The organism is Streptomyces sp. NPDC002785 (assembly GCF_040295565.1).
Lineage (GTDB): Bacteria > Actinomycetota > Actinomycetes > Streptomycetales > Streptomycetaceae > Streptomyces.
In genome coordinates this window covers 19027-38599 of record NZ_JBEOVN010000023.1, presented here as the reverse complement: position 1 = coordinate 38599, position 19573 = coordinate 19027, and the positions used below count along the sequence as shown (strand labels likewise).

Genomic DNA, 19573 nt, shown 5'->3' with positions numbered 1-19573 from the left:
AGCGGATTCTTCTCAGCCGAACCCTATCCCCCGTCAGGATGCCGCCACTGGCTGTTTGCCCGGTCTGCGCCCCACCCGGGACGACCCGGACGCGGCCTCCGCAGGCACTTCCCGCACCCGCGGGCCCGCCGCCGGCGGCCTACGCCGACTGACGCGCCGTACCGCCACACGTCACGACCCGGCGATCAGGCACCGCCTGCCGGGCGTCATCCCTCCCGCCGCGGGCCGGGGCCCATTACCTGACAAGTAATCGATCTTCGGAGTGGACGCGGGCAGGGTTGCCGCCACAGGCCAAGGAGCGCGGGAGGCGGACTCCACCAGGGCCTGAAGTCAAGCTTGTTCCCCCTACGACGGGTGAGAGGTCGAAGATGCGCGGTACGAAGATGCTGGGGCGTGCGGGAGCCGTCACGGTCGCGATGGTGTCCGGGATGGCGTTCGGCACGGCACATTCGAACCCGACCACGGACGCGGGAGCCGTGCTGCACGCGACGGCCGCCGCCGCACCAACCTCGGTCGCGTGCGCGGAGGTCCGTGACAAGGTCGGCACGCTGGAGGGACGCATCACCCCCAACGCCTGCGCGTTCATGAAGCGGCAGATCATATTCGGCGAGACCCCCACCGGGACGCCGCCGCAGACAGGTGAGGTCGGACACCCGCGGGTCGCCGCCTATCTCGACATCTTCGACCCGGAGGCCACCCTCTGGGAGGCCGGGGGCGATCCGCAGCGCGGGCACGCCGTCATCGGGAAGTCCATCGTCGACTCGCTGCGTCTCGTACCGGACCTGCGCTATCGGGGCACCGAAGTCGTCGCGGACGGTGCGGTGGTGATGTTCGGCCAGTGGAACGAGGTCACCGTCAAGGGTCACAAGGTCGGCTATCCGCAGATCGCCCGCAACGTCCTCTCCGAGGACGGCAAGACGATCCAGGCCCGGCGCTACTACGACCGGTACACCGTGTTCCGATCGGCGGCCCCGGAGCTGCGCAATCTGTTCGAGGGTGTCGCGGACGCGGGCCCGGGCCCGGCGGCGGACGCCGGCCGGGGCCCCGCGCCGCGCCCTTTCCGCGCCGGGGACATCACGGCGCGGCTCGCGGCCTGGAACACCGAGAACGTCGACGCTCTCGTCGGCGGCGCCGGACACGGCCGCCTGACCGCGCCCGGCCTCGCCTCGCCCCTCAAGACCGCCGACGGCAAGGCGGCCTATCTCCGCCGGCTCTTCGACCACGCCGACGTCCGGCTGAAGCCGGGCCAGGTCGCGTTCGGCCGCACGCACACCTTCGTGGAGTGGCACGGCACCGTCACCAGTATCAAGGGCGCGAATGTCCCCTTCGGGATCGTGGAGCGCTTCGGTCCGGCGGGCGAGTGGGAGCTGTACTTCGACACGCTGCCCCTGATCGCCGACCAGGACCAGATCACGACCATGTTCCAGCGCCTGGCCCAGCCCTGACCGCGACGCGGTCGGTCGCGGGTGTCCTCAGCCCCCGGGGCGCGCGGGCCTTCCGGCCGCCCCGGGCTCGGGGGCTCCACGGCCCCGCCGCCCGCGGTCAGTCCTTCAGATACTCCAGGATCCGGTGCATCCCGCTGTTCCAGTTCTCCTTGAGCGCCGCGACGGCCCCGTCGAGGTCGCCGCGCTGGAGGCACTCGGCGATCCGCTCGTGCTCCTCGGCCGAACGCTCCAGGATGTCCTGGTCGCCCAGGGCCACCCGCTCGTAGCGGTGCATCGTCACCTTCAGGGAGGTGAGCAGCTTCATCAGGCGGTCGTTCGTGCAGCCGGACAGGAGCAGGTCGTGCCACGCGTCGTCGTAACGCTCTATGACGTCGTGCGGCGCCTGCGGGGCCGAGAACGCGCGCGCCTCCTCGAGCAGCCGGGGAGCCGTCGCCACGAGGTGCTCGGGATCGCTGGACTCCAGGGCAAGCGCCTCCAGCGCCGCGACGATCGCGGACAGGTCACGGAACTCCTGGGCGCTGAGCGGCGTGAAACGGAAGCCCTTGCCGCGCTCACTGGTGATGACGCCCTCGCGCTCCAGCGTGATCAGTGCCTCGCGCAGCGGAGTACGGCTGACGCCGAGCTCGGTGGCGAGCTGCCCCTCGTTGATCGGCTTGCTGGTCGCGATCGTGCCGCGCCCGAGGCGCTTGATCAGTTCCTCCTTGACCTGTTCGCGCAGCGGGCGGTTTTCGATTGGCATGTGAGGCTGCCCTCCCCTTCGGTCCGGTCGATTATCCGCTACCGGCAGGTCACGCGGTACCGCCGCCGTCGACCGGGATGATCGCACCACTCAGGAACGCCGAGGCGTCCGAGGCGAGGAACGCCACCGTCTGGGCGATGTCGCGGGGCCGGCCTATCCGGCCCAGCGGCCGGTCGGCGGCGTCGGCGTAGAACGCGTCGGAGCTCTCGCCGAGCTGGCGGGCCTCCTCGGCGAGCATCCCGGTGGCCGTGTCGCCGGGGCAGACACAGTTGACGCGGATGTTGTCGGGGCCGTGGTCGATGGCCATGGCACGGGTCATGTTGACGACGGCGCCCTTCGATGCGCAGTACGAGACGGCCCGGCCGCCGCCGCGGATGCCCCATCCGGAGCCGGTGTTGACGATGGAACCGCCGCCGCGCGCTGCCATGCCCGGGATCACGAGGCGGCTCATCAGCATCACCGAGCGGATGTTCACGGCCATCACCAGGTCCCAGTCGTCCTCGGTGATCTCGCAGACCGTGGAGCGGCGGATGATTCCCGCGTTGTTGAAGAGGACGTCCACGCCGCCGAGCAGTTCCTGTGCGGCGTCCACGACGGCCTCGCAGTCCTCGCGTCGAGACACATCGCAGCGTACGAACGACCCTCCGGTGTCCTTCGCCGTCCGCTCGCCGCCGTCCGTGTCGATGTCGGCGATCACCACGCGGGCGCCGAGCTCGGCGAGGACCTGGGCGGTGGCGCGGCCGATTCCGGCTCCGCCGCCGGTCACGATGGCACGCTTGCCGTCAAGGGAGATCATCTTGGGCTCCTTCTGGGAGTAATGGGAGGTAAAGGGTCATCCGGCCAGGCGGTACAGCGACGTGCGCCGCCTGCCGGTGATGACGCGGAGGTGGCCGGACAGCTCCCCGTTGAGGGCGTCGTCGCCGGTGTCGAGGAGAAGAGGGCGGCCTCCGAGCGCGGCCAGTTTCTGTTCTGTGCACAGCACGAGCAGGCGCTCGCGGCCGCCCGCCGCGCGCAGGACGCGCGGCGAGATCTGCTGGTTGCCGCGGCCGAGGAGAAAGCCCTGGCCGCCGATCGGGGAGAGGGCGATCCAGGCCGGGCCGATGGCGAGGAGGGCGTCCTCGCCCGCGTCGCGGGCCACGATTCGCGGCCGGTGGCCGGGCCGCAGGCGGAGCACGTCGACCCCCGTGAGGGAGACGTCCGCGCCGAGCGTCGCCGCGACCGCCCGGGTGGTGCTGCCGGGGCCGAGCACGAGCAGCCCGTCCCCGACGCGCTCGGCGACGTCGGTCGCGATGCCGCCGACCTCCTCGGGCGCGGTGGCGGTGCTGCCGGTCTTGCGCTGCTGTACGCGCACCGGCACGTCGGGCACGGGCAGCCACCCGAAGAGCCGTGAGGTGACGCGGCCCTCGCTCAGGGCGTCCTCGTCCCGGTCCATCACCTCGGCGTCCCGCAGCCGGACGGTGCTCCTGCGGGCGAGCCACGCCGCCGCGACCTCACCCGCGGCGCGCGGGCTGATGGCGAAGACGGCCGAGTGCATCTTCACGCCGGTCGGCACGCCGAGGACCGGGCAGGGCACGTCGCCCAGGGCGTCGAGTACGTCCCGCGCGGTGCCGTCGCCGCCGGCGAAGAGCAGGAGGTCGACGCCCTCGGCGACGATCGCCCGCACCGCGGCGGCCGTGTCCGTGGCTGAGGTGTCCCGCCCGGCCCCGGCGGCGTACACGACCCGCCCCTCAAGCCCTGCGGCGGCGACGGAGTCAGCACCCAGGGGACCGGCGGCGGTGACGACGAGGAGTCCGGAGCCCGGCGGGTGACCGACCGGAGCGATGGCCGCCGCCCCGGCCTGCGTGCCGCTGAGCCCGTTCGGCGCAAGATCCCCGGTGGCGTCGGCCCGGCGGCCGGGCACGGGGTGTGGCGTGCGCCTCCGCGTGGTTGCGGGGGCGTGGACCGTGCCCTTCGACGCATCGGGACGCCCGTCTGGCGCGGAGGCCGTCGAAGCGGCGCTCGCTTGTGTGTGCCGGCCGGGCGTGGGGGGCGCCGTCGCTGTCGACTCGCTGTCTCGTCCGTCCCACGCAGGACACACATCTGCTGTCAACTGCCCTGAACGCACCGCCAGTTCACCCAAAGCCGCAGCGGCACGCGCCCCCGCCAAGGGGCGTGCGCCCAGCGAAAGTGCCACGCGGGGCCGGTCCGGGCCGTCGGTGCCGCCCAGGCCCACCCGGCCGCCGAGGCCGGCGACCGGGTTGACCACCAGGCCGATCCTCGTCACCGGCCGGCCTCGCCGAGGACCTTGCGGCGGTAGGCGCGCCAGGAGACCGCCCAGGTCGCCGGGTCGTCCAGGGCCTCGGGGCGCACACGGTGGATGGTAGAGCGATGCGGCGCCGTGCGCACGGTCTCCGGGTCCTCGTAGGCCTCACGGGCGATCTCCGCGAGGATCGCCGCGTATTCGTCGAGGTCGGCGCGGGTGTAGGACTCGGTCGGCTCCAGCGTCATGGGTTCCGGTACGACGTACGGGTGGTGGCTGGTCCAGTAGTGCGTGCCGAAGTCCGCGGCGCGCAGGCCGATGTCCTCGGAGTGCAGGCCGGTGTCCTCGTGGAGCTGCTCCCAGCTGTAGCGGACCTGCTCGACGCGCGGGCGCCCGGCGGCGTAGGGGACGCAGACGCCCGGGATCTGCCGGACCTTGTGGAGCAGGTAGTTGTTGTTGAGGACCGCCGTCTCGGCGGCGGCCCGCAGGCCCTCGGCGCCCAGCGACATGATCCAAGCGTAGGCGCGGACCAGGTTCGGGACGACCCCGTAGAACGGCCGCATCTTGCCGACGGACTCGGGCCTGTCGTCGTCCAGACGGTACGTCGAGCCGTCGAACTCGACCGTGGGGCGCGGAAGATACGGGGCGAGTTCCGCGGTGACCGCGCACGCCCCCGCCGCCGGGCCGCCGCATGCGTGCGGCGTCGAGAACGTCTTGTGCAGGTTGAAGTGGCACAGGTCGAAGCCCGCGTCCCGCGCGCGCGTGATGCCGAGGATGCCGTTCGCGTTGGCCTGGTCGTACGAGCACAGGCCGCCGGCCTCGTGCACGATCCGTACGAACTCCTCGATGCGCGGGTTGTAGATGCCCGTGTCCTCGGGGTTGGTGATGAGGAGCGCCGCGGTGCGCGGGCCGACCGCCGCCTTGAGTGCCTCGATGTCGGGGTAGCCGTCCGCGTCCGGGTGGAGGGTGATGACCTTGAAGCCCGCGGTCTTCGCGCAAGCCGCGTTCGACGGGTGGGAGAAGATCGTCGTGATGACCTCGTCGCGTTGCTCCGGCTCGCCGCGCGCGGCGAAGTAGGCGCGGATCATGGCGACGTTGGTGTAGATCGCGGCGGAGCCCGCACCGGGCTGGAGCGAGACCCGGTCCATGCCGGAGATCTCCTTCAGGAGCTGCTCCAGGCTGTGGATGATCCCGAGGACGCCCTGGACCGTGTCCTCGTCCTGGAGGGGATGCAGCGCCGCGATCCGCGGGTCGCGGACGAACTGGTCGTTGACCTTGGGGCTGTACTTCATGGTGCAGGTGCCCTGGCCCACGTCGATGTTGAGGTCGGCGCCCAGGTTCTCCTGTGACAGGCGCAAGTAGTGGCGCAGTACCTGCTGTTGGGACATCTCCGGCAGGGCGGGCGGTTCGGCGCGGCGCAGGGCGGCGGGTATCGCGACCTTCTCGATCGACGGGTCCGCGGTGGGAACGAGGACTCCTCGCTCGCCCGGCGAACCGAGTTCGAAGATCAGCCTCTCGTCCCAGGAGGCCTGCTGGAAACGGCGCAGGCGCGGCTTGGCGGCGATGCGCGCCTCCTCGGGGGAGACGGACACGGGCGCGTGCGGGGCGGTCACTTGACGATCTCCTCGAGGGTCGCGGCGAGCCGGTCGATGTCGGACTTGGTGTGGACTTCGGTGACGCAGTAAGCGGCCTCGTACGCGCCGGTCGGCACGCCGCCGAAGATGCCGCGCTCCTTGAGGCCGGCACGGATCTCGGCGGCGGCCGGGCCGCCCGTGTAGCGGACGGTGAAGTCGGCGAAGTGCAGGGCATCGCCGTACGGGATCTCGATGCCGGGCACCTCGGCGAGGCGCCGGCGGGCGTACGCGGTGAGCGCGAGGATCGTGTCGCCGATCTCCCGCATGCCCTGCGGTCCCATCAGCGCGAGATAGACCCCGGCGCCGATGCCGTGCAGCGCGGCGGCCGTGCCGACCCACTCCTTGCCCTCCTCACGCAGCGCGAAGGAGGTCCGCTCGTAGGCGACGTCGCCGAAGCCGTACTCACCCTCGACGGTTGTCGGCACAAGACCGAACAGGCGTGACGGGTACTCGGCGACCAGCGCCTCCTCGTCGCGCGTGGCGATGAAGCCCGCGTTGCCACCGCCGAAGCTCTGGTGGAGGCCGAGCGGCTGGATGTCGCCGCACGCGATGTCCGCGCCGTACGCGGAGGGCGGCGCGAGCACCCCGAGCGTGAGCGGATTACAGCCGACGACGTACAACGCTCCGGCGGTGTGAGCGAGTTCGGCGAGGCGGGGCAGCGCATGGTCGACGATGCCGTACGCGGAGGGTGCGTCCGCATACACCGCCGCCGTGTCGCCGGCGGCGAGCGCCGCGCGCACCGCGTCGAGGTCGGCGCAGCCGGTGTCCGGGTCGACCGGGACCACTGTCACGTCGTGGTCGGGGCGCACGTAGTCGCGCAGGCGGGAGAGCTTGTCGGCGTCGATCGCGGTGGCGACGACCACGCGGCGGCGGCCCGTGATCCGGCCGGCCATGCGCAGCGCGGTTCCCGAGGCCTGGAAGCCGTCGTACACCGGGACGTTGACGATCTCCACATCGAGCAGCTCGGCCATCATCGACTGGTACTCCCACAGCGCCTGGAAGCGCCCGTGGTCCTCGTAGGGCTCGCCCGCATACGCGGTGAGGAACTCGCTGCGGTTGACCACCTCGTCCACGACCGCCGGTACGTGGTGCTGGTAGCAGCCGGAGCCGAGGAAGCTGAGTGCCTGCCGCGTCGATGTGTTGCGCCCGAGCAGCTCCTCCATGTGGCGGACGAGTTCGGCCTCCGAACGCAGCGGGGCCGGCAGGTCGAGGGGGCGGTGCAGCCGGACGGCATCCGGGATGTCGGCGTAGAAGTCCTCGATGCTCGCCGCGCCGATCTCCTCGAGCATCGCCTGCCGCACGGCCGGTACCGCGTTCGGGATGTAGGGGTGGACGGAGTCCTGGGGTGACGTCATGCCGCGCCTTTCGCGTGAGCCGACGGAAGCCTGAACCACGGCAACAAAAGTCTTTGTGTGTACACCTCTTGACGGCGGGCTCCGTCATTCAGTGTTCTGAATACAGCATTAGGCATTGAGGCTCCAGGAGGCAAGAGTGTCAACAAGACCCACCCGACGGGTTGTTCTGACCACAGGTCTCGCAGTCGCGGCATCGTCCCTGGTCAGCGGATGTGCCATGGGCGGTGCGGGCGGCACAGGCGCTCGCGACATCAGTGGCGAGGAGGACGGCGAAGCAGACAAGGTCAGCGGAAAGATCGCGGTCTGGTCGTGGGACGTGGCCGCCAAGGCCATGAAGCGCCTCGCCCGCACCTTCGAGCAGCAGCACCCCGGCACCACTGTCGACATCGTCGACATCGGCTACGACAACGCCTACGACAAGATCACCGTCGGCCTGCGCGGCGGCTCGGGCCTCGCCGACGTCCTCACGGTCGAGGGAAGCCATATGCCGCGCTACACGGGCAACTTCCCGAGCGGCTTCTATGACATGACGAGCCTCGGCGGCCGCTACGGCGGCGAATTCGACCGCGCCGCGTGGCGCACCGTCACCGGCAAGGGTGGCGCCGTCTTCGCACTGCCCTGGGACATAGGCCCCTGCGCGCTCTACTACCGCACGGACCACTTCCGCGCCGCCGGAGTCGACCCCAAGTCGCTGCTGACCTGGGACGACTATGTGCGGGCCGGGGTCCGCATCAAGGAGGTCACCGGCCGCAAGCTGCTCATCATGGACTCCACGGACGCCGGGATCCTGCCGATGCTGCTCCAGCAGCAGGGCCAGTCCTACTTCAAAGGCGGCCGCGTCGCCGTCGACACCCCGGAGGCCGTGCGGGCCCTCACGCTGATGAAGACCCTGCACGACAAAGGGCTCGTCGACTACGAGAAGGGCTGGGACGGGCTCGTCACCGGAATCAAGGAGGGCAAGGCCACCACCACGCCCACCGCCGCCTGGTGGTCGGGCACGCTCACCGACGAGATGCCCGAGCTGAGTGGAAGGTTCCAGGTGGTGCCCCTGCCCGGATTCACCGCCGACGCGATCCGCACCTCGAACATCGGCGGCTCCACGCTCTGCGTCCCCGCGCAGAGCAAGAACCCCCGCCTGGCCTGGGCGTTCATCCAGTTCCTGCTGACCGGCAAGGCGAACCAGGTCTCCATGCTCAAGCGGGAGGGCCTGTTCCCCGCCTATCTGCCCGCGCTCGACGACCCGTATCTGAGCGTGAAACAGGAGTACTTCGGCGGCCAGGCGACCCTCGATGTGTTCGCCCGGCTGGCCCGCAATATCCTGCCGGTCGAGAACAACAAGGACGACGCGAAGGCCACCGACATCATGATCTCCGCCGTCAACGGCGTGATGCTGCGGGGCAAGGACCCGCGCGCCGTCCTGAACTCGGCCGCGCGGCAGCTTGCCACGGCCACCGGTCGCGAGAGGGCGAAGTAGTCCGATGGCCGTCCACACCACCTACGACCGGCCGGTCGCCCCCGCCCGGGCTCCCGCCAGGACGCGCCGCAGGCGCCCGGGCCGCACCGCCTGGATCTTCGCCGGGCCCGCGGCGGCCCTCTTCGTCCTCTTCTTCGCCTATCCACTCGGCGCGAGCCTCCTGCAGAGCTTCACCACCGAGGACGCGGGCGCCACCCACTGGGTGGGACTCGGCCAGTACCGGCGCTTGATCCACGACCCTGCGTTCCTGGAGTCCCTGCTCAACACCGGGATCATCCTCGCTGTGCAGGTCCCGGTGATGACCGGCCTCGCCCTCGTCCTCGCCGTACTGCTCAACCAGTCCTGGCTGCGCCTGCGCGGCACCTGGCGCGCCGTCTACTTCCTGCCCGCCGTCACCACACTCGTCGCGTACGCTGTCGTCTTCCAGGTCCTCCTCAAGACCGACGGCGGCCTGGTCAACCAGATACTCGGCGCCGTCGGCATCGGCCAGGTCGACTGGCTCAACAGCCCCACCTGGGCCCGCGTCTCACTGATCGGGTCCCTGACCTGGCGCTGGACCGGTTACAACGCCGTCATTCTGCTCGCGGGGCTCCAGGCCATCGGCAAGGAGCAGTACGAGGCCGCCGCCATCGACGGCGCCGGAAGCCTCTCCACGTACACGCGCGTGATCCTGCCGCAGCTGCGCCCGGTCGTCCTGTTCTGTGTGATCACCTCCACCATCGGCACCCTCCAGCTCTTCGACGAGAACTACGTCCTCACTCGCGGCGGCCCCGACGACGCGACCCTCACCCCGGTCGTCTACCTCTACAAAACCGGCTTCCAGCAGCTCGACTTCGGCTACGCCGCCGCCATCGCGTGGGTCGTCGTGGCCCTCATCGCCGCGATCTCCGCCCTCCAGTACATCGCCTTCGGAAGGGAGCGCCGCCGGTGACCGCCCCCCTCCCACAGGCCCCCGTACGCGTCCGCCCGGCCCGGCGCCTCGGACGCTACGCCGTACGCCTTCTGCTCACGGCCGGCGCCGTCGTCAGCCTCGTGCCGTTCCTGTGGATGGCGATCGCCGCGACGCACTCCACGTCGGACCTGTTCCGCTCGCCGCCGCCGTTCCTGCCCGGCGGCCGCCTGCTCGACAACCTCGTGCGGCTCCAGGACACCATCGGCTTCGGTCGGGTCCTGATCAACAGCGTCGGCATCGCCGTCGTACACACCACGCTCAGCTCGCTGATCTCCGCCATGTGCGGCTACGGACTCGCCAAGTACCGCTTCCGCGGCCGGGGTCTGCTGCTCGGCGCCGTGCTCGCCACGATGATGATCCCGTTCCAGGTGCTGCTCGTGCCGCTGTTCCAGATGATGGCGAGCGTCGGCTGGATCGACTCCTACCAGGCGGTCGTCCTGCCGTTCCTGGCGAACTCCTTCGGCATCCTGCTGATGCGGCAGGGCTTCGTCGACTTCCCCGACGAGCTCCTCGAATCGGCCCGTATCGACGGCTCCGGCGAGCTGCGCACCTTCTACCAGGTCGTGCTGCCATGTGTGCGCCCGCAGCTCGGCGCCCTGGTCATCTTCACGTTCATGGCGCAGTGGAACAGCTTCATCTGGCCGCTGCTCATGCTCAACTCCGAGGAAAAATACACCGTGCCCGTCGCGCTCAACACCCTCACCGGTCTCTCCCACGTCGACTACTCGGGACTCATGCTCGGCTCACTGCTCGCCACGCTTCCGCTGATGGCCCTGTTCCTTCTCTTCCAACGGCAGTTCGTGGCCGGACTTCTCGGCGGGGCGGTGAAGGGATGAGCCGCCTGACCCGCGTCCCGGGTGTCCTCTACGGTGGTGACTACAACCCCGAGCAGTGGCCCGAGGACGTCTGGGCCGAGGACGCCCCATTGATGCGCGAGGCCGGCGTCACCATGGTGACCGTCGGCGTCTTCTCCTGGGCACGGCTCCAACCAGGCCCGGACACATGGGACTTCGCCTGGTTCGACCGGCTCCTCGACCTGTTGCACGCCCACGGCATCGCCGTCGACCTGGCCACCGCGACCGCGTCACCGCCCGCATGGCTGGTCCGCGCCCACCCCGAGATCCTGCCGGTGACCGCGGACGGCGTACGTCTCGAATTCGGCTCGCGGCAACACTATTGTCCGTCCTCGCCCGAGTACCGCGCCGCCGCCCTGCGCCTGACCCTCGCCCTCGCCGAACGCTACGCACACCACCCGGCCCTCGCCCTGTGGCACATCCACAACGAGTACGGCGACCATGTAACCGAGTGCTTCTGCGCCCGCTCCGCCGACCACTTCCGGGCCTGGCTCACCGAGCGTTACGGCACGATCGACGGCCTCAACCACGCCTGGGGCACCGCCTTCTGGTCCCAGCGCTACGGCACGTACGACGAGATCGAACCGCCGCGCACCGCGCCGGGACCCGTCAACCCGACGCAGCTCCTCGACTGGCGGCGCTTCTGCTCCGACGCCCTGCTCGACTGCCACCGCGCCGAGCGCGAGGCACTCAGGGAACTGAGCCCGGACACCCCGGCCACCACCAACTTCATGTCGATGTTCAAGGCCCTCGACTACTGGAAGTGGGCAGCCCACGAGGACCTCGTCTCCGACGACGCCTACCCGGACCCCGCCGACCCGCGCGCCCACGTCAACGCGGCCCTCAACTACGACCTGATGCGCTCCCTCAAGGGCGGCAGACCCTGGCTGCTCCTCGAACAGGCACCGTCCGCGGTCAGCTGGCGGCCGGTCAACGTCCCCAAGAAGCCAGGCCTGCAACGCCTCTGGTCCCTCCAGGCCCTGGCCCGCGGCGCCGACGGCATCATGTACTTCCAATGGCGCGCCTCCCGCGCCGGCGCCGAGAAGTACCACAGCGCGCTGCTCCCGCACCGCGGCACCGCCTCCCGTGGCTGGCGTGAGACCGTGCGCTTCGGCGCCGAACTCGCCCGGCTGGGTGAGGTCACCGGCGCCACCACCCCGGCGGACGTGGCGATCGTCCTCGACTGGGACTCCTGGTGGGCCCTGGAGGCCGACGACCACCCCTCGGCCCGGATGCGCTGGCCCGACCTGCTCCGGCCCTGGTACGCCGTGCTCCACGCCCGCGCCGTCCCGGCCGACTTCGTGTCCCCGGACGCCGACCTCGACGGATACCGGGTGGTCCTCGCGCCCAACCTCCACCTCCTGCGGCCCGAGAACGCCGACCGCATCGCCGCCTACGTCCGCGGCGGCGGCCACCTCGTGTGCGGCCCCTTCAGCGGCGTCGTCGACGGCCACGACCACATCCACGACGGGGGCGCACCAGGACCGCTGAGGGACGTACTCGGCGTGTCGGTCGACGAGTTCTGGCCGATCCCCGACGCCGAGGTGGTGCGGCTCGCCTCCGGAGCCGAGGCCACCTTGTGGAGCGAGTGGATCGAACCCGACGCCCCCGACACCGAGGTCGTCGACTCGTACGCGTCCGGAGAGCTGACCTGCCGCCCCGCCGTCACCCGCCACCCCTACGGCACCGGAACCGCGTGGTACGTGAGCGCCCACCTCGGCGACTGCATCGCAGCCCTGCTCGACGACGCGCTGCGCGCCGCGGGCGTACGCCCCGTGCTCGACGTCCCCGGCGGAGTCGAGGCGACCGTCCGCTGTGGCGAGCGGGCCACGTACCTCTTCGTCCTCAACCACAACGATCACCACACGCGGACGCCACTGAGCGGCCCCTACGCGGCCGGCGGCACCGACCTGCTCACCGGAGCCCGGGTCCGCGACCACGTCGACCTCGGCCCGCTCGGCGCCGCCGTCCTGCGCATCGCCACCACCGACTCCCTGGGAGAGACCCACACGTGACCGGACACCGGCCTCTGAGCATCCTCACCGCCCTCCTCCTCGCCGGCGGCGCCCTCGCCGTGCCGCAGGCCACCGCCCACGCGCGCCCGACGCCACCGCCCTCGTACGCCGACGTCCTCGACCTGCAGGGCACCCCCGCCGCCGCCCTGCCCGGCGACGACGAGGACAACAACCCCGTCACCGTCTTCGCCGACCAGGGCGCCTGGCACGCCTACGCCCTGCCGAAGACCGGCGACAAGGACGCGTACGGAGGCTTCTCCGGGCCGCTCTACATCGCCCAGGAATACCCCTGGTGGCTCAGCAAGTCCTTCAGTCGCATCCACCTCACCGAACACGGCCGCCCCCTGGACCTGGCCGAGGGAGGCGCGCCACGCTTCACCTCGCTCCCAGGTCGGCTCCTCCAGTCGTACGACCTCGGCCGCGGCCTGCGCCTCACCCTCGAACTCCGCTTCGCCACCGACCGCAGCGCCCTGGTGCGGGCGGAGGTCCGCAACACCGGCCCGGTGCCCCGCACGCTGGGCGCCGACTGGACGGGTAGCCTGCTGCGGCCCGCCGACCGGCCGATGCGCGACGCGCCCTCACTGACCGCCACCGGCTCCGGTGTCGGCGTCGACTTCGCGAAGGTCCGCGAGACCTGGGACTACCTCACCGACGGCACGGAACGCTTCGAGGTCACGCACAAGGACGCCGTCCGCACGACGGTGGACGGCGACACGTACCGCACCGAGGCGGCACAACCGGTGACCCTCGCGCCGGGCCGCTCGCACAGCTTCGACTGGACCGAGTCCTACACCTTCACCACCGCCGAGCGCGCGAAGGAGAAGGTGAAGGTCCGTGACGTACTCGCACACCCCGATGCCGTCGTCTCCGCCTCCGACGCGCGCTGGCGGGGCTATGTCGCCGGGGTGACCCAGGGCGTGCCGGCGAACCGGCGACGCACGGCCGTGAAGTCGCTGGAGACGCTCGTCACCAACTGGCGAGGCGCGGCAGGGCAGATCAAACACGACGGGATCACACCGTCGATCTCCTACAAGTGGTTCACCGGTGGCATCTGGGCCTGGGACACCTGGAAGCAGGCCGTGGGCACGGCACGCTTCGCGCCCGACCTGGCCGAGTCGCAGATCCGCGCCATGTTCGACCGGCAGATACGCCCGGACTCCACGACCCGCCCGCAGGACGCCGGGATGATCCCCGATGTCATCTTCTACAACGACCCCTCGCGCGGCGGCGGCAACTGGAACGAACGCAACTCCAAGCCTCCACTGGCCGCCTGGGCAGTCTGGGAGGTGTACGCGAAGAACGGGGACAAGGCCTTCCTGCGGGAGATGTACCCGAAACTCGCCGCGTACCAAGCCTGGTGGTACCGCAACCGCGACCACGACCACAACGGCCTCGCCGAGTACGGCGCCACCGTGGACCCCGCCAACAACTCGCCCGAGGAGCGGCGCCTCGCCGCGGCCTGGGAGAGCGGCATGGACAACGCGCCCCGCTTCGACGCCGCCCTGGGCACCGACATCATCGCCAACCACGCGGCCGACGGAACACTCCTCGGCTACTCCCTCAACCAGGAGTCCGTCGACCTGAACTCCTATCTCGCCGCCGACCAGGGCTACTTGGCGCGCATCGCGGGCGCGCTGGGCCGCGGTGCCGACGCCAAGCGGTGGACGCAGCGGTCCGCCGCCACGTCCGCCGCCGTCCGCGCGACGATGTACGACCCGAAGGACGGCTGGTTCCATGACACCGCGCTCGACACGGGCGCGCCGCTCACGGCCCGCGGGCGCGGCATCGAGGGCGCCGTCCCGCTGTGGACCGGCACGGCGTCCGAGGCGCAGGCCCGTGCTGTGCGCGACAAGCTGACGGATCCCGGAGAGTTCGCCACCACCGTCCCGTTCCCGACCGTGGCGAAGAGCTCCCCCTACTTCTCGCCGACCGCGTACTGGCGCGGCCCCGTCTGGCTCGACCAGGCCTATTTCGCCCTCGGCGGCCTGCGCCGCTACGGCTACGGCAAGGATGCGAACGCCCTGACGGACCAGCTCCTCACCCACGCGTCGGGCCTCTCGGGCAACGGACCGATCATGGAGAACTACGACCCGACCACCGGGGCGCCGCTCAACTCGCCCAACTTCAGCTGGTCCGCGGCGCTGCTGCTGCCGATGCTGACACGAGACAAGTAGGAGGCAGACGACTGCCGTTCGCCGCACACCGGGGCGCCGCTCGGCGCGCCCCGATGTGTGAACTGTCGCCGTCCCGCCCGCCCCGGGACGCTACTGCCTCCTCTCTCACTCACAAGAGGCACAAGGCGTCCGCACCGCATGTCACCGGGGCGGCGGACGGCAGCCACTGGCCGGCGTCGTACCACGACCCACCGGGTATCGCCTGGGACGCGAGTCGGCGGCGCCCCCTGTACCTTCCACGGACAGATGCCGGGCCGGCCATGCCCCGTAGACCTGGAGCGGTTCTCCACCGCCTACGGCGTCCCGGCCGGTCACCGACTCGCCCGGTGATCGACACCGTCGACCCGCTGTGCATCGAGCAACCCGGCCGGCTCGCAGCTGACCTTCTCCTCGCCCCGGCGGACCCGTTGTACGTGTCCGTTCCCTTGCGCGAGAAGTGATCACCGGCTGCTGCCGGGCGGGCACTGCTCCTCGGGGACCGCTTCGCAGCGGATCCCGGCTACTGCACTCCCGGCAGCAGCGTTCCTGGTTCGGCCGGTGCGACTTCCACGGCCTTCGTCTTCGGATTGCGCCGCTCCCGCTTGGCCACCCAGGTCGCGAACCAGGAGAGCAGCATGCACATCCCGATATAGATCGGCGAGATCACCATCACCACAGGGATGAAGGGTAGATCGTAGTCGAGGTTGGACGCGATGAGCTTGCCCGCGTGGAGGAATTCCTCGTAGGTGATCAGATAACCGAGCGAGGTGTCCTTCAGCGCCACCACCAGCTGGCTGATGATCGTGGGCAGCATGGCACGCACCGCCTGCGGAGCCAGTACGAACGTGGTGACCTGCGTCTTGCGCATTCCCAGGGCGAACGCGGCCTCACGCTGGCCGCGCTCCACCGAGTTGATTCCGGTACGGAACACCTCGGCGAGCACCGACCCGTTGTACAGGGTCAGACCGGTGACCAGCGCGGGCAGCGGCTGCACCTTCAGCGCCACGAAGATGAAGAAGATCATCACCAGTACGGGCATGGCCCTGAAGAACTCGACCAGCAGCGTCGAGACCCAGCGCACGACCCGGTGGTCGGAGAGCCGGCCGACGGCGAGGACTGCCCCGAGCACGAGGGAGAGCACCGCGGCATACCCGAACGCCTTGAGGGTGTTGCCCAGTCCGCGCAGCAGCAACTCCTGAATGCCCTTGTACGCGAAGGGTGTCCATTTGACGCTGGTGAACTGTTCGGTGTCGAAGAGCAGATAGATGACCCAGCCGATCAGGGCGAGGATCAGGGCCGTCGAGACGATCCCGTACAAGCGATGGCGTTTACGGGTGACCGGCCCCGGGATGTCATAGAGCGCGGTGGGTGACGGCGCGGTGCGGGTGGTCATCGGGCGACTCCCCAGCGCTTCTCCAGCACATTGAAGAGCGCACTGATGGACAGGGTGATGATCAGGTAGCCGACGGCGATCCAGACGAAGGTCCAGATGATGCTGTAGCCCAGCTCGTTGAGGGTCTTGTAGGTGCCGAGCAGCTCGGTGACGCTGAACGCCCCGGCGATCGCCGAGTTCTTGGCGAGGGCGATCAACGTGGAGCCGATCGGCGGGATCACCGAACGGAACGCCTGCGGCAGCACGATGGTGTTCAGCGTCTGACCGAACGTCATGCCGAGGCTGCGGGCCGCTTCACCCTGCCCCGTCGGCACGGTGTTGATGCCGGAGCGCAGCACCTCGCAGATGAACGCCGAGGTGTAGCAGCCGAGCGCGAGGACCGCGAAGACCTTGAAGGGAAGCACCAGGCCGAAGCGCGGCAGTCCGAGCAGGACCGCGAAGAAGAGCAGCGTCAGCGGGGTGTTGCGCAGCACCGTCACCCAGACCGTGCCGAACACCCGGAGCGAACCAACGGGCGCCACCCGGCAGGAGGCCATGACGAAGCCGAGGAGCAGAGCCAGGATCGAGGAGTAGACGGTCAGCTCGACCGTGCCGAGGAAGCCCTTGCCGTACAGCGAGAAGTTCTCTGTGAGTACGTCCATGGTCGATGCCCGCCCTCTCAGGTCGCCGGGTAGCGGTCGATGGGCGGCGGCGTGGGTGCGGGCACCCCGGACAGGCCGAGTGTGGCCTCGAACGCCTTCTTCCAGTTGCCGTTCTTCTGGTTTGCCTCCAGGGCGTCGTTGAGGGCGAACCGCAACGCGTTGTCGCTGCGCGGTACGCCGATGCCGTACGGCTCCTCGGAGAACGGCTTGCCCACCACCTTCAGCTCCTTGGGCGCCTTGGCGGCGAAGCCCAGCAGGATCGCGTCGTCGGTGGTGACGGCATCGACCTGGTACGTCAACAGGTTGTCGACGCAGATCGAGTACGTGTCGTAGGCGACCAGGATCGCCTTCGGGTAGTCGGCGGCGATGCGCTGGTACGGGGTCGATCCCGCCGCCGAGCAGACCGTCCTGCCGGCCAGGTCCTGCGGGCCGTTGATGTCGTGTTCGTCGGTGCGGACGAGCAGCGACTGCCCGGCCATGAAGTAGGGCCCGGCGAAGCCGACGAGCTTCTTTCGCATGTTGTTGATGGTGTAGGTGCCGACGTAGTAGTCGATCTGGCCGTTCTGAAGCGCCGTCTCGCGGTTGGCGGAGGCGATGGTCTTGAAGCGGATCGTCTTCGGGTCGAAGCCGAGCGAGGCCGACATCATCTTGGCGATCTCGATGTCGAAGCCGGAGTAGACGCCGGTGGCCGGGTCCTTCTCGCCCAGATAGGGCTGGTCCTCCTTGGCCCCGACCCGGAGGTATCCGCGCTTCTTCGCCTTGTTCCAGGTCGGTGATTCGGGCAGCCGGAAGCTGGTGTCGACCTTGTACACGGGCAGCTGCTCGGGCTTCGGGCCCTTCACCGGCGGGCTTCCCTCCTTGCCGCAACCGGCGGCGAGCACGGCCAGCAGGAGACCGGCGCAGACGGCCAGAACTCTTCTCGTACGCAACACGGAGCTCCCGTCAGTGCTTGAGGATCTTGGACAGGAAGTCCTTGGCGCGGTCACTCTCCGGGGCGGTGAAGAACGCCTCGGGAGTGCGGTCCTCGACTACGCGGCCGTCGGCCATGAAGACCACGCGGTTGGCGGCGGAGCGGGCGAAGCCCATCTCGTGCGTGACGACGACCATGGTCATGCCGTCCCGGGCGAGCTGCTGCATGACCTCCAGCACCTCGTTGATCATCTCCGGGTCGAGTGCCGAGGTAGGCTCGTCGAAGAGCAGCGCCTTGGGATCCATCGCGAGGGCGCGCGCGATGGCCACCCGCTGTTGCTGACCGCCGGAGAGCTGGGCAGGGAGCTTGTCGGCCTGCGAGGCGAGCCCGACCCGCTCCAGCAGCTCGCGGGAGCGCCGGTCGGCCTCGTCCTTCTTCCGCTTGCGGACCTTGAGCTGGGCGAGCGAGACGTTGGCCAGCACGGTCTTGTGCGCGAACAGGTTGAACGACTGGAAGACCATGCCCACTTCGGCCCGGAGCTCGGCCAGCCCCTTCCCCTCCTCGGGAAGAGGTCTGCCATCGATCGCGATGTAACCCGATTCGATCGTCTCCAACCGGTTGATGGTCCGGCAGAGGGTTGATTTACCGGAGCCGGAGGGACCGATGATCACCACCACCTCCCCGCGACCCACGGTGAGATTGATGTCCCGCAGTACGTGCAACTGCCCATAGAACTTGTTGACGTCCCGCAGCTCGATCAACGGATCGACGGCCATACGCTGCCCCACCCACTTGTCGCTATGTCGAGGTCAGCGCAAACTATCCAGCGCGAAAACGGCTGTGCCTCCGACACGCATAAATGCGGCATAAGGCTTCTTATCTGGTTTTGGTGAAGGTTCTACCCCTCGGCCGACTCCGAGTACACCTGCGAGAGCTCGGGGCTGCCCGCCATCGCCCAGTCCAGCCCGGCCTCGACCACATCGATCTCCCGCCCCGAGGCCAGCCGCACCACGGGCTGCCCACTCGGCCAGATGCTCCAGACCGCACCGGGGACGTTGCGCACCAGAACCGTGCCCAGATACAGCCCCGCGTCGTTACCCAGCCAGGGCAGCTCCTCGGGATCGTCTCGCCAGCGCGGCGGCAGCTGGTCGAGAGCCGCCAACGAGGCCGGGCTGTCGTCGAGTTCGAGCCCCCGCCGCCCCGCCCGGACACGCAACAGCTCGCACTCGGCGAGGAGCTCGGCCACGCCGTCGGGGTCCGCCACGACGGCGGCGGCGAGCCCGGCCCCTCGCGCACCGTCGTGACGCTTACGCCAGTTGTCCAGGAAAGGGATGTTCATGATCGATTTCCCTGGGGCGCACTGCCGCTGGACAGCGTCCCGGTTCGGGGGGCACCGCCCACGGGCGATGCCGGGCAACGCGTCCCCGTCACCCTCGGTTCACTCACGTCCACCATGATCATCTCCCACTCGACTCCCACCGGGCCCCCCACTCAGTCAACATCGTGAAGCGACCATCAGCCCACCATGACACAGAACCGGCCCCGGATCGCTGCACCTGGGGATGTGGACTGCGACCCGAGACCGGCCAGGCAGCCGACGTCGGAGACCACCGAGCATCGATCAGACGCGCGAGTGAACGGACACGAATACCGCGTACGGACGGAGCCAGAACACCGGCGAGCACTGCGGCGGGGACCGAACCCGCTTCGGCGACCGCCGCTGAGGACGGCCGGCCGGGTAATTCCTCCGGCAGCGGGTGTCTGCGCGA

At 69.9% G+C, this 19573-nt stretch carries 16 protein-coding genes and 1 pseudogene; 7 read left to right on the top strand and 10 right to left on the bottom strand.

What is annotated here, in order from left to right; genetic code table 11:
- Window positions 1-368: 368 nt before the first annotated feature.
- Window positions 369-1445: a hypothetical protein gene (locus ABTZ94_RS09185; protein WP_351199033.1), complete on the top strand. Its 1077-nt coding sequence runs from the start codon at window positions 369-371 to the stop codon at window positions 1443-1445.
- A 97-nt stretch (window positions 1446-1542) separates the two neighbouring features.
- Here ABTZ94_RS09185 and ABTZ94_RS09180 read toward each other — a convergent pair whose 3' ends face one another.
- The 5 genes from ABTZ94_RS09180 to gcvPA all read right to left on the bottom strand — a co-directional run bounded on the left by ABTZ94_RS09180 (window position 1543) and on the right by gcvPA (window position 7412).
- Entirely contained in the window at window positions 1543-2184 is a 642-nt protein-coding gene (locus ABTZ94_RS09180; protein ID WP_351199032.1) for a GntR family transcriptional regulator, read from the bottom strand.
- A gap of 49 nt (window positions 2185-2233) precedes the next feature.
- Window positions 2234-2980, bottom strand: a complete 747-nt coding sequence (locus ABTZ94_RS09175; protein ID WP_351199031.1) for an SDR family NAD(P)-dependent oxidoreductase — start codon at window positions 2978-2980, stop codon at window positions 2234-2236.
- Between the two features lie 36 nt (window positions 2981-3016).
- Window positions 3017-4084 (bottom strand): ATP-NAD kinase family protein, encoded by a 1068-nt coding sequence (locus ABTZ94_RS09170; protein WP_351199029.1) that lies wholly within the window; start codon window positions 4082-4084, stop codon window positions 3017-3019.
- A 359-nt stretch (window positions 4085-4443) separates the two neighbouring features.
- The gene (gene gcvPB, locus ABTZ94_RS09165; RefSeq protein WP_351199028.1) at window positions 4444-6036 is read right to left on the bottom strand and encodes an aminomethyl-transferring glycine dehydrogenase subunit GcvPB; all 1593 of its coding nucleotides are present in this window, start codon (window positions 6034-6036) and stop codon (window positions 4444-4446) included.
- Window positions 6033-7412: an aminomethyl-transferring glycine dehydrogenase subunit GcvPA gene (gene gcvPA / locus ABTZ94_RS09160; protein ID WP_351199026.1), complete on the bottom strand. Its 1380-nt coding sequence runs from the start codon at window positions 7410-7412 to the stop codon at window positions 6033-6035. The genes gcvPB and gcvPA overlap by 4 nt, the downstream gene beginning before the upstream one ends.
- 136 nt (window positions 7413-7548) lie before the next feature.
- Between gcvPA and ABTZ94_RS09155 the strand changes: the two genes are divergently transcribed.
- The 6 genes and pseudogenes from ABTZ94_RS09155 to ABTZ94_RS09130 form a co-directional block, all read left to right on the top strand.
- The gene (locus ABTZ94_RS09155) at window positions 7549-8886 is read left to right on the top strand and encodes an ABC transporter substrate-binding protein (protein ID WP_351199024.1); all 1338 of its coding nucleotides are present in this window, start codon (window positions 7549-7551) and stop codon (window positions 8884-8886) included.
- A gap of 4 nt (window positions 8887-8890) precedes the next feature.
- Window positions 8891-9817: a carbohydrate ABC transporter permease gene (locus ABTZ94_RS09150; RefSeq protein WP_351199022.1), complete on the top strand. Its 927-nt coding sequence runs from the start codon at window positions 8891-8893 to the stop codon at window positions 9815-9817.
- Window positions 9814-10674, top strand: a complete 861-nt coding sequence (locus ABTZ94_RS09145; protein ID WP_351199021.1) for a carbohydrate ABC transporter permease — start codon at window positions 9814-9816, stop codon at window positions 10672-10674. The genes ABTZ94_RS09150 and ABTZ94_RS09145 overlap by 4 nt, the downstream gene beginning before the upstream one ends.
- Window positions 10671-12707, top strand: coding sequence for a beta-galactosidase (locus tag ABTZ94_RS09140; RefSeq protein ID WP_351199020.1), 2037 nt, complete (start codon window positions 10671-10673; stop codon window positions 12705-12707). The genes ABTZ94_RS09145 and ABTZ94_RS09140 overlap by 4 nt, the downstream gene beginning before the upstream one ends.
- Entirely contained in the window at window positions 12704-14881 is a 2178-nt protein-coding gene (locus ABTZ94_RS09135) for an MGH1-like glycoside hydrolase domain-containing protein (RefSeq protein ID WP_351199019.1), read from the top strand. Before ABTZ94_RS09140 ends, ABTZ94_RS09135 begins: the two co-directional genes overlap by 4 nt.
- A 213-nt stretch (window positions 14882-15094) precedes the next feature.
- A pseudogene (locus tag ABTZ94_RS09130) lies at window positions 15095-15321 on the top strand (CocE/NonD family hydrolase C-terminal non-catalytic domain-containing protein); the annotation flags it as partial.
- A gap of 59 nt (window positions 15322-15380) precedes the next feature.
- Here the strand turns inward: ABTZ94_RS09130 and ABTZ94_RS09125 are convergent.
- The 5 genes from ABTZ94_RS09125 to ABTZ94_RS09105 all read right to left on the bottom strand — a co-directional run bounded on the left by ABTZ94_RS09125 (window position 15381) and on the right by ABTZ94_RS09105 (window position 19143).
- Window positions 15381-16253 carry an amino acid ABC transporter permease gene (locus tag ABTZ94_RS09125; RefSeq protein WP_351199018.1) on the bottom strand — a complete coding sequence of 291 codons (873 nt, stop codon included), beginning with the start codon at window positions 16251-16253 and terminating at the stop codon, window positions 15381-15383.
- Window positions 16250-16894 (bottom strand): amino acid ABC transporter permease, encoded by a 645-nt coding sequence (locus ABTZ94_RS09120; protein ID WP_351199016.1) that lies wholly within the window; start codon window positions 16892-16894, stop codon window positions 16250-16252. The genes ABTZ94_RS09125 and ABTZ94_RS09120 overlap by 4 nt, the downstream gene beginning before the upstream one ends.
- 17 nt (window positions 16895-16911) lie before the next feature.
- Complete coding sequence (locus ABTZ94_RS09115) at window positions 16912-17826, bottom strand: glutamate ABC transporter substrate-binding protein (RefSeq protein WP_502967210.1); 915 nt, start codon at window positions 17824-17826, stop codon at window positions 16912-16914.
- Between the two features lie 10 nt (window positions 17827-17836).
- Window positions 17837-18580, bottom strand: coding sequence for an amino acid ABC transporter ATP-binding protein (locus ABTZ94_RS09110; RefSeq protein ID WP_351199054.1), 744 nt, complete (start codon window positions 18578-18580; stop codon window positions 17837-17839).
- Between the two features lie 122 nt (window positions 18581-18702).
- The gene (locus tag ABTZ94_RS09105) at window positions 18703-19143 is read right to left on the bottom strand and encodes a DUF6278 family protein (RefSeq protein ID WP_351199012.1); all 441 of its coding nucleotides are present in this window, start codon (window positions 19141-19143) and stop codon (window positions 18703-18705) included.
- Window positions 19144-19573: the final 430 nt, after the last annotated feature.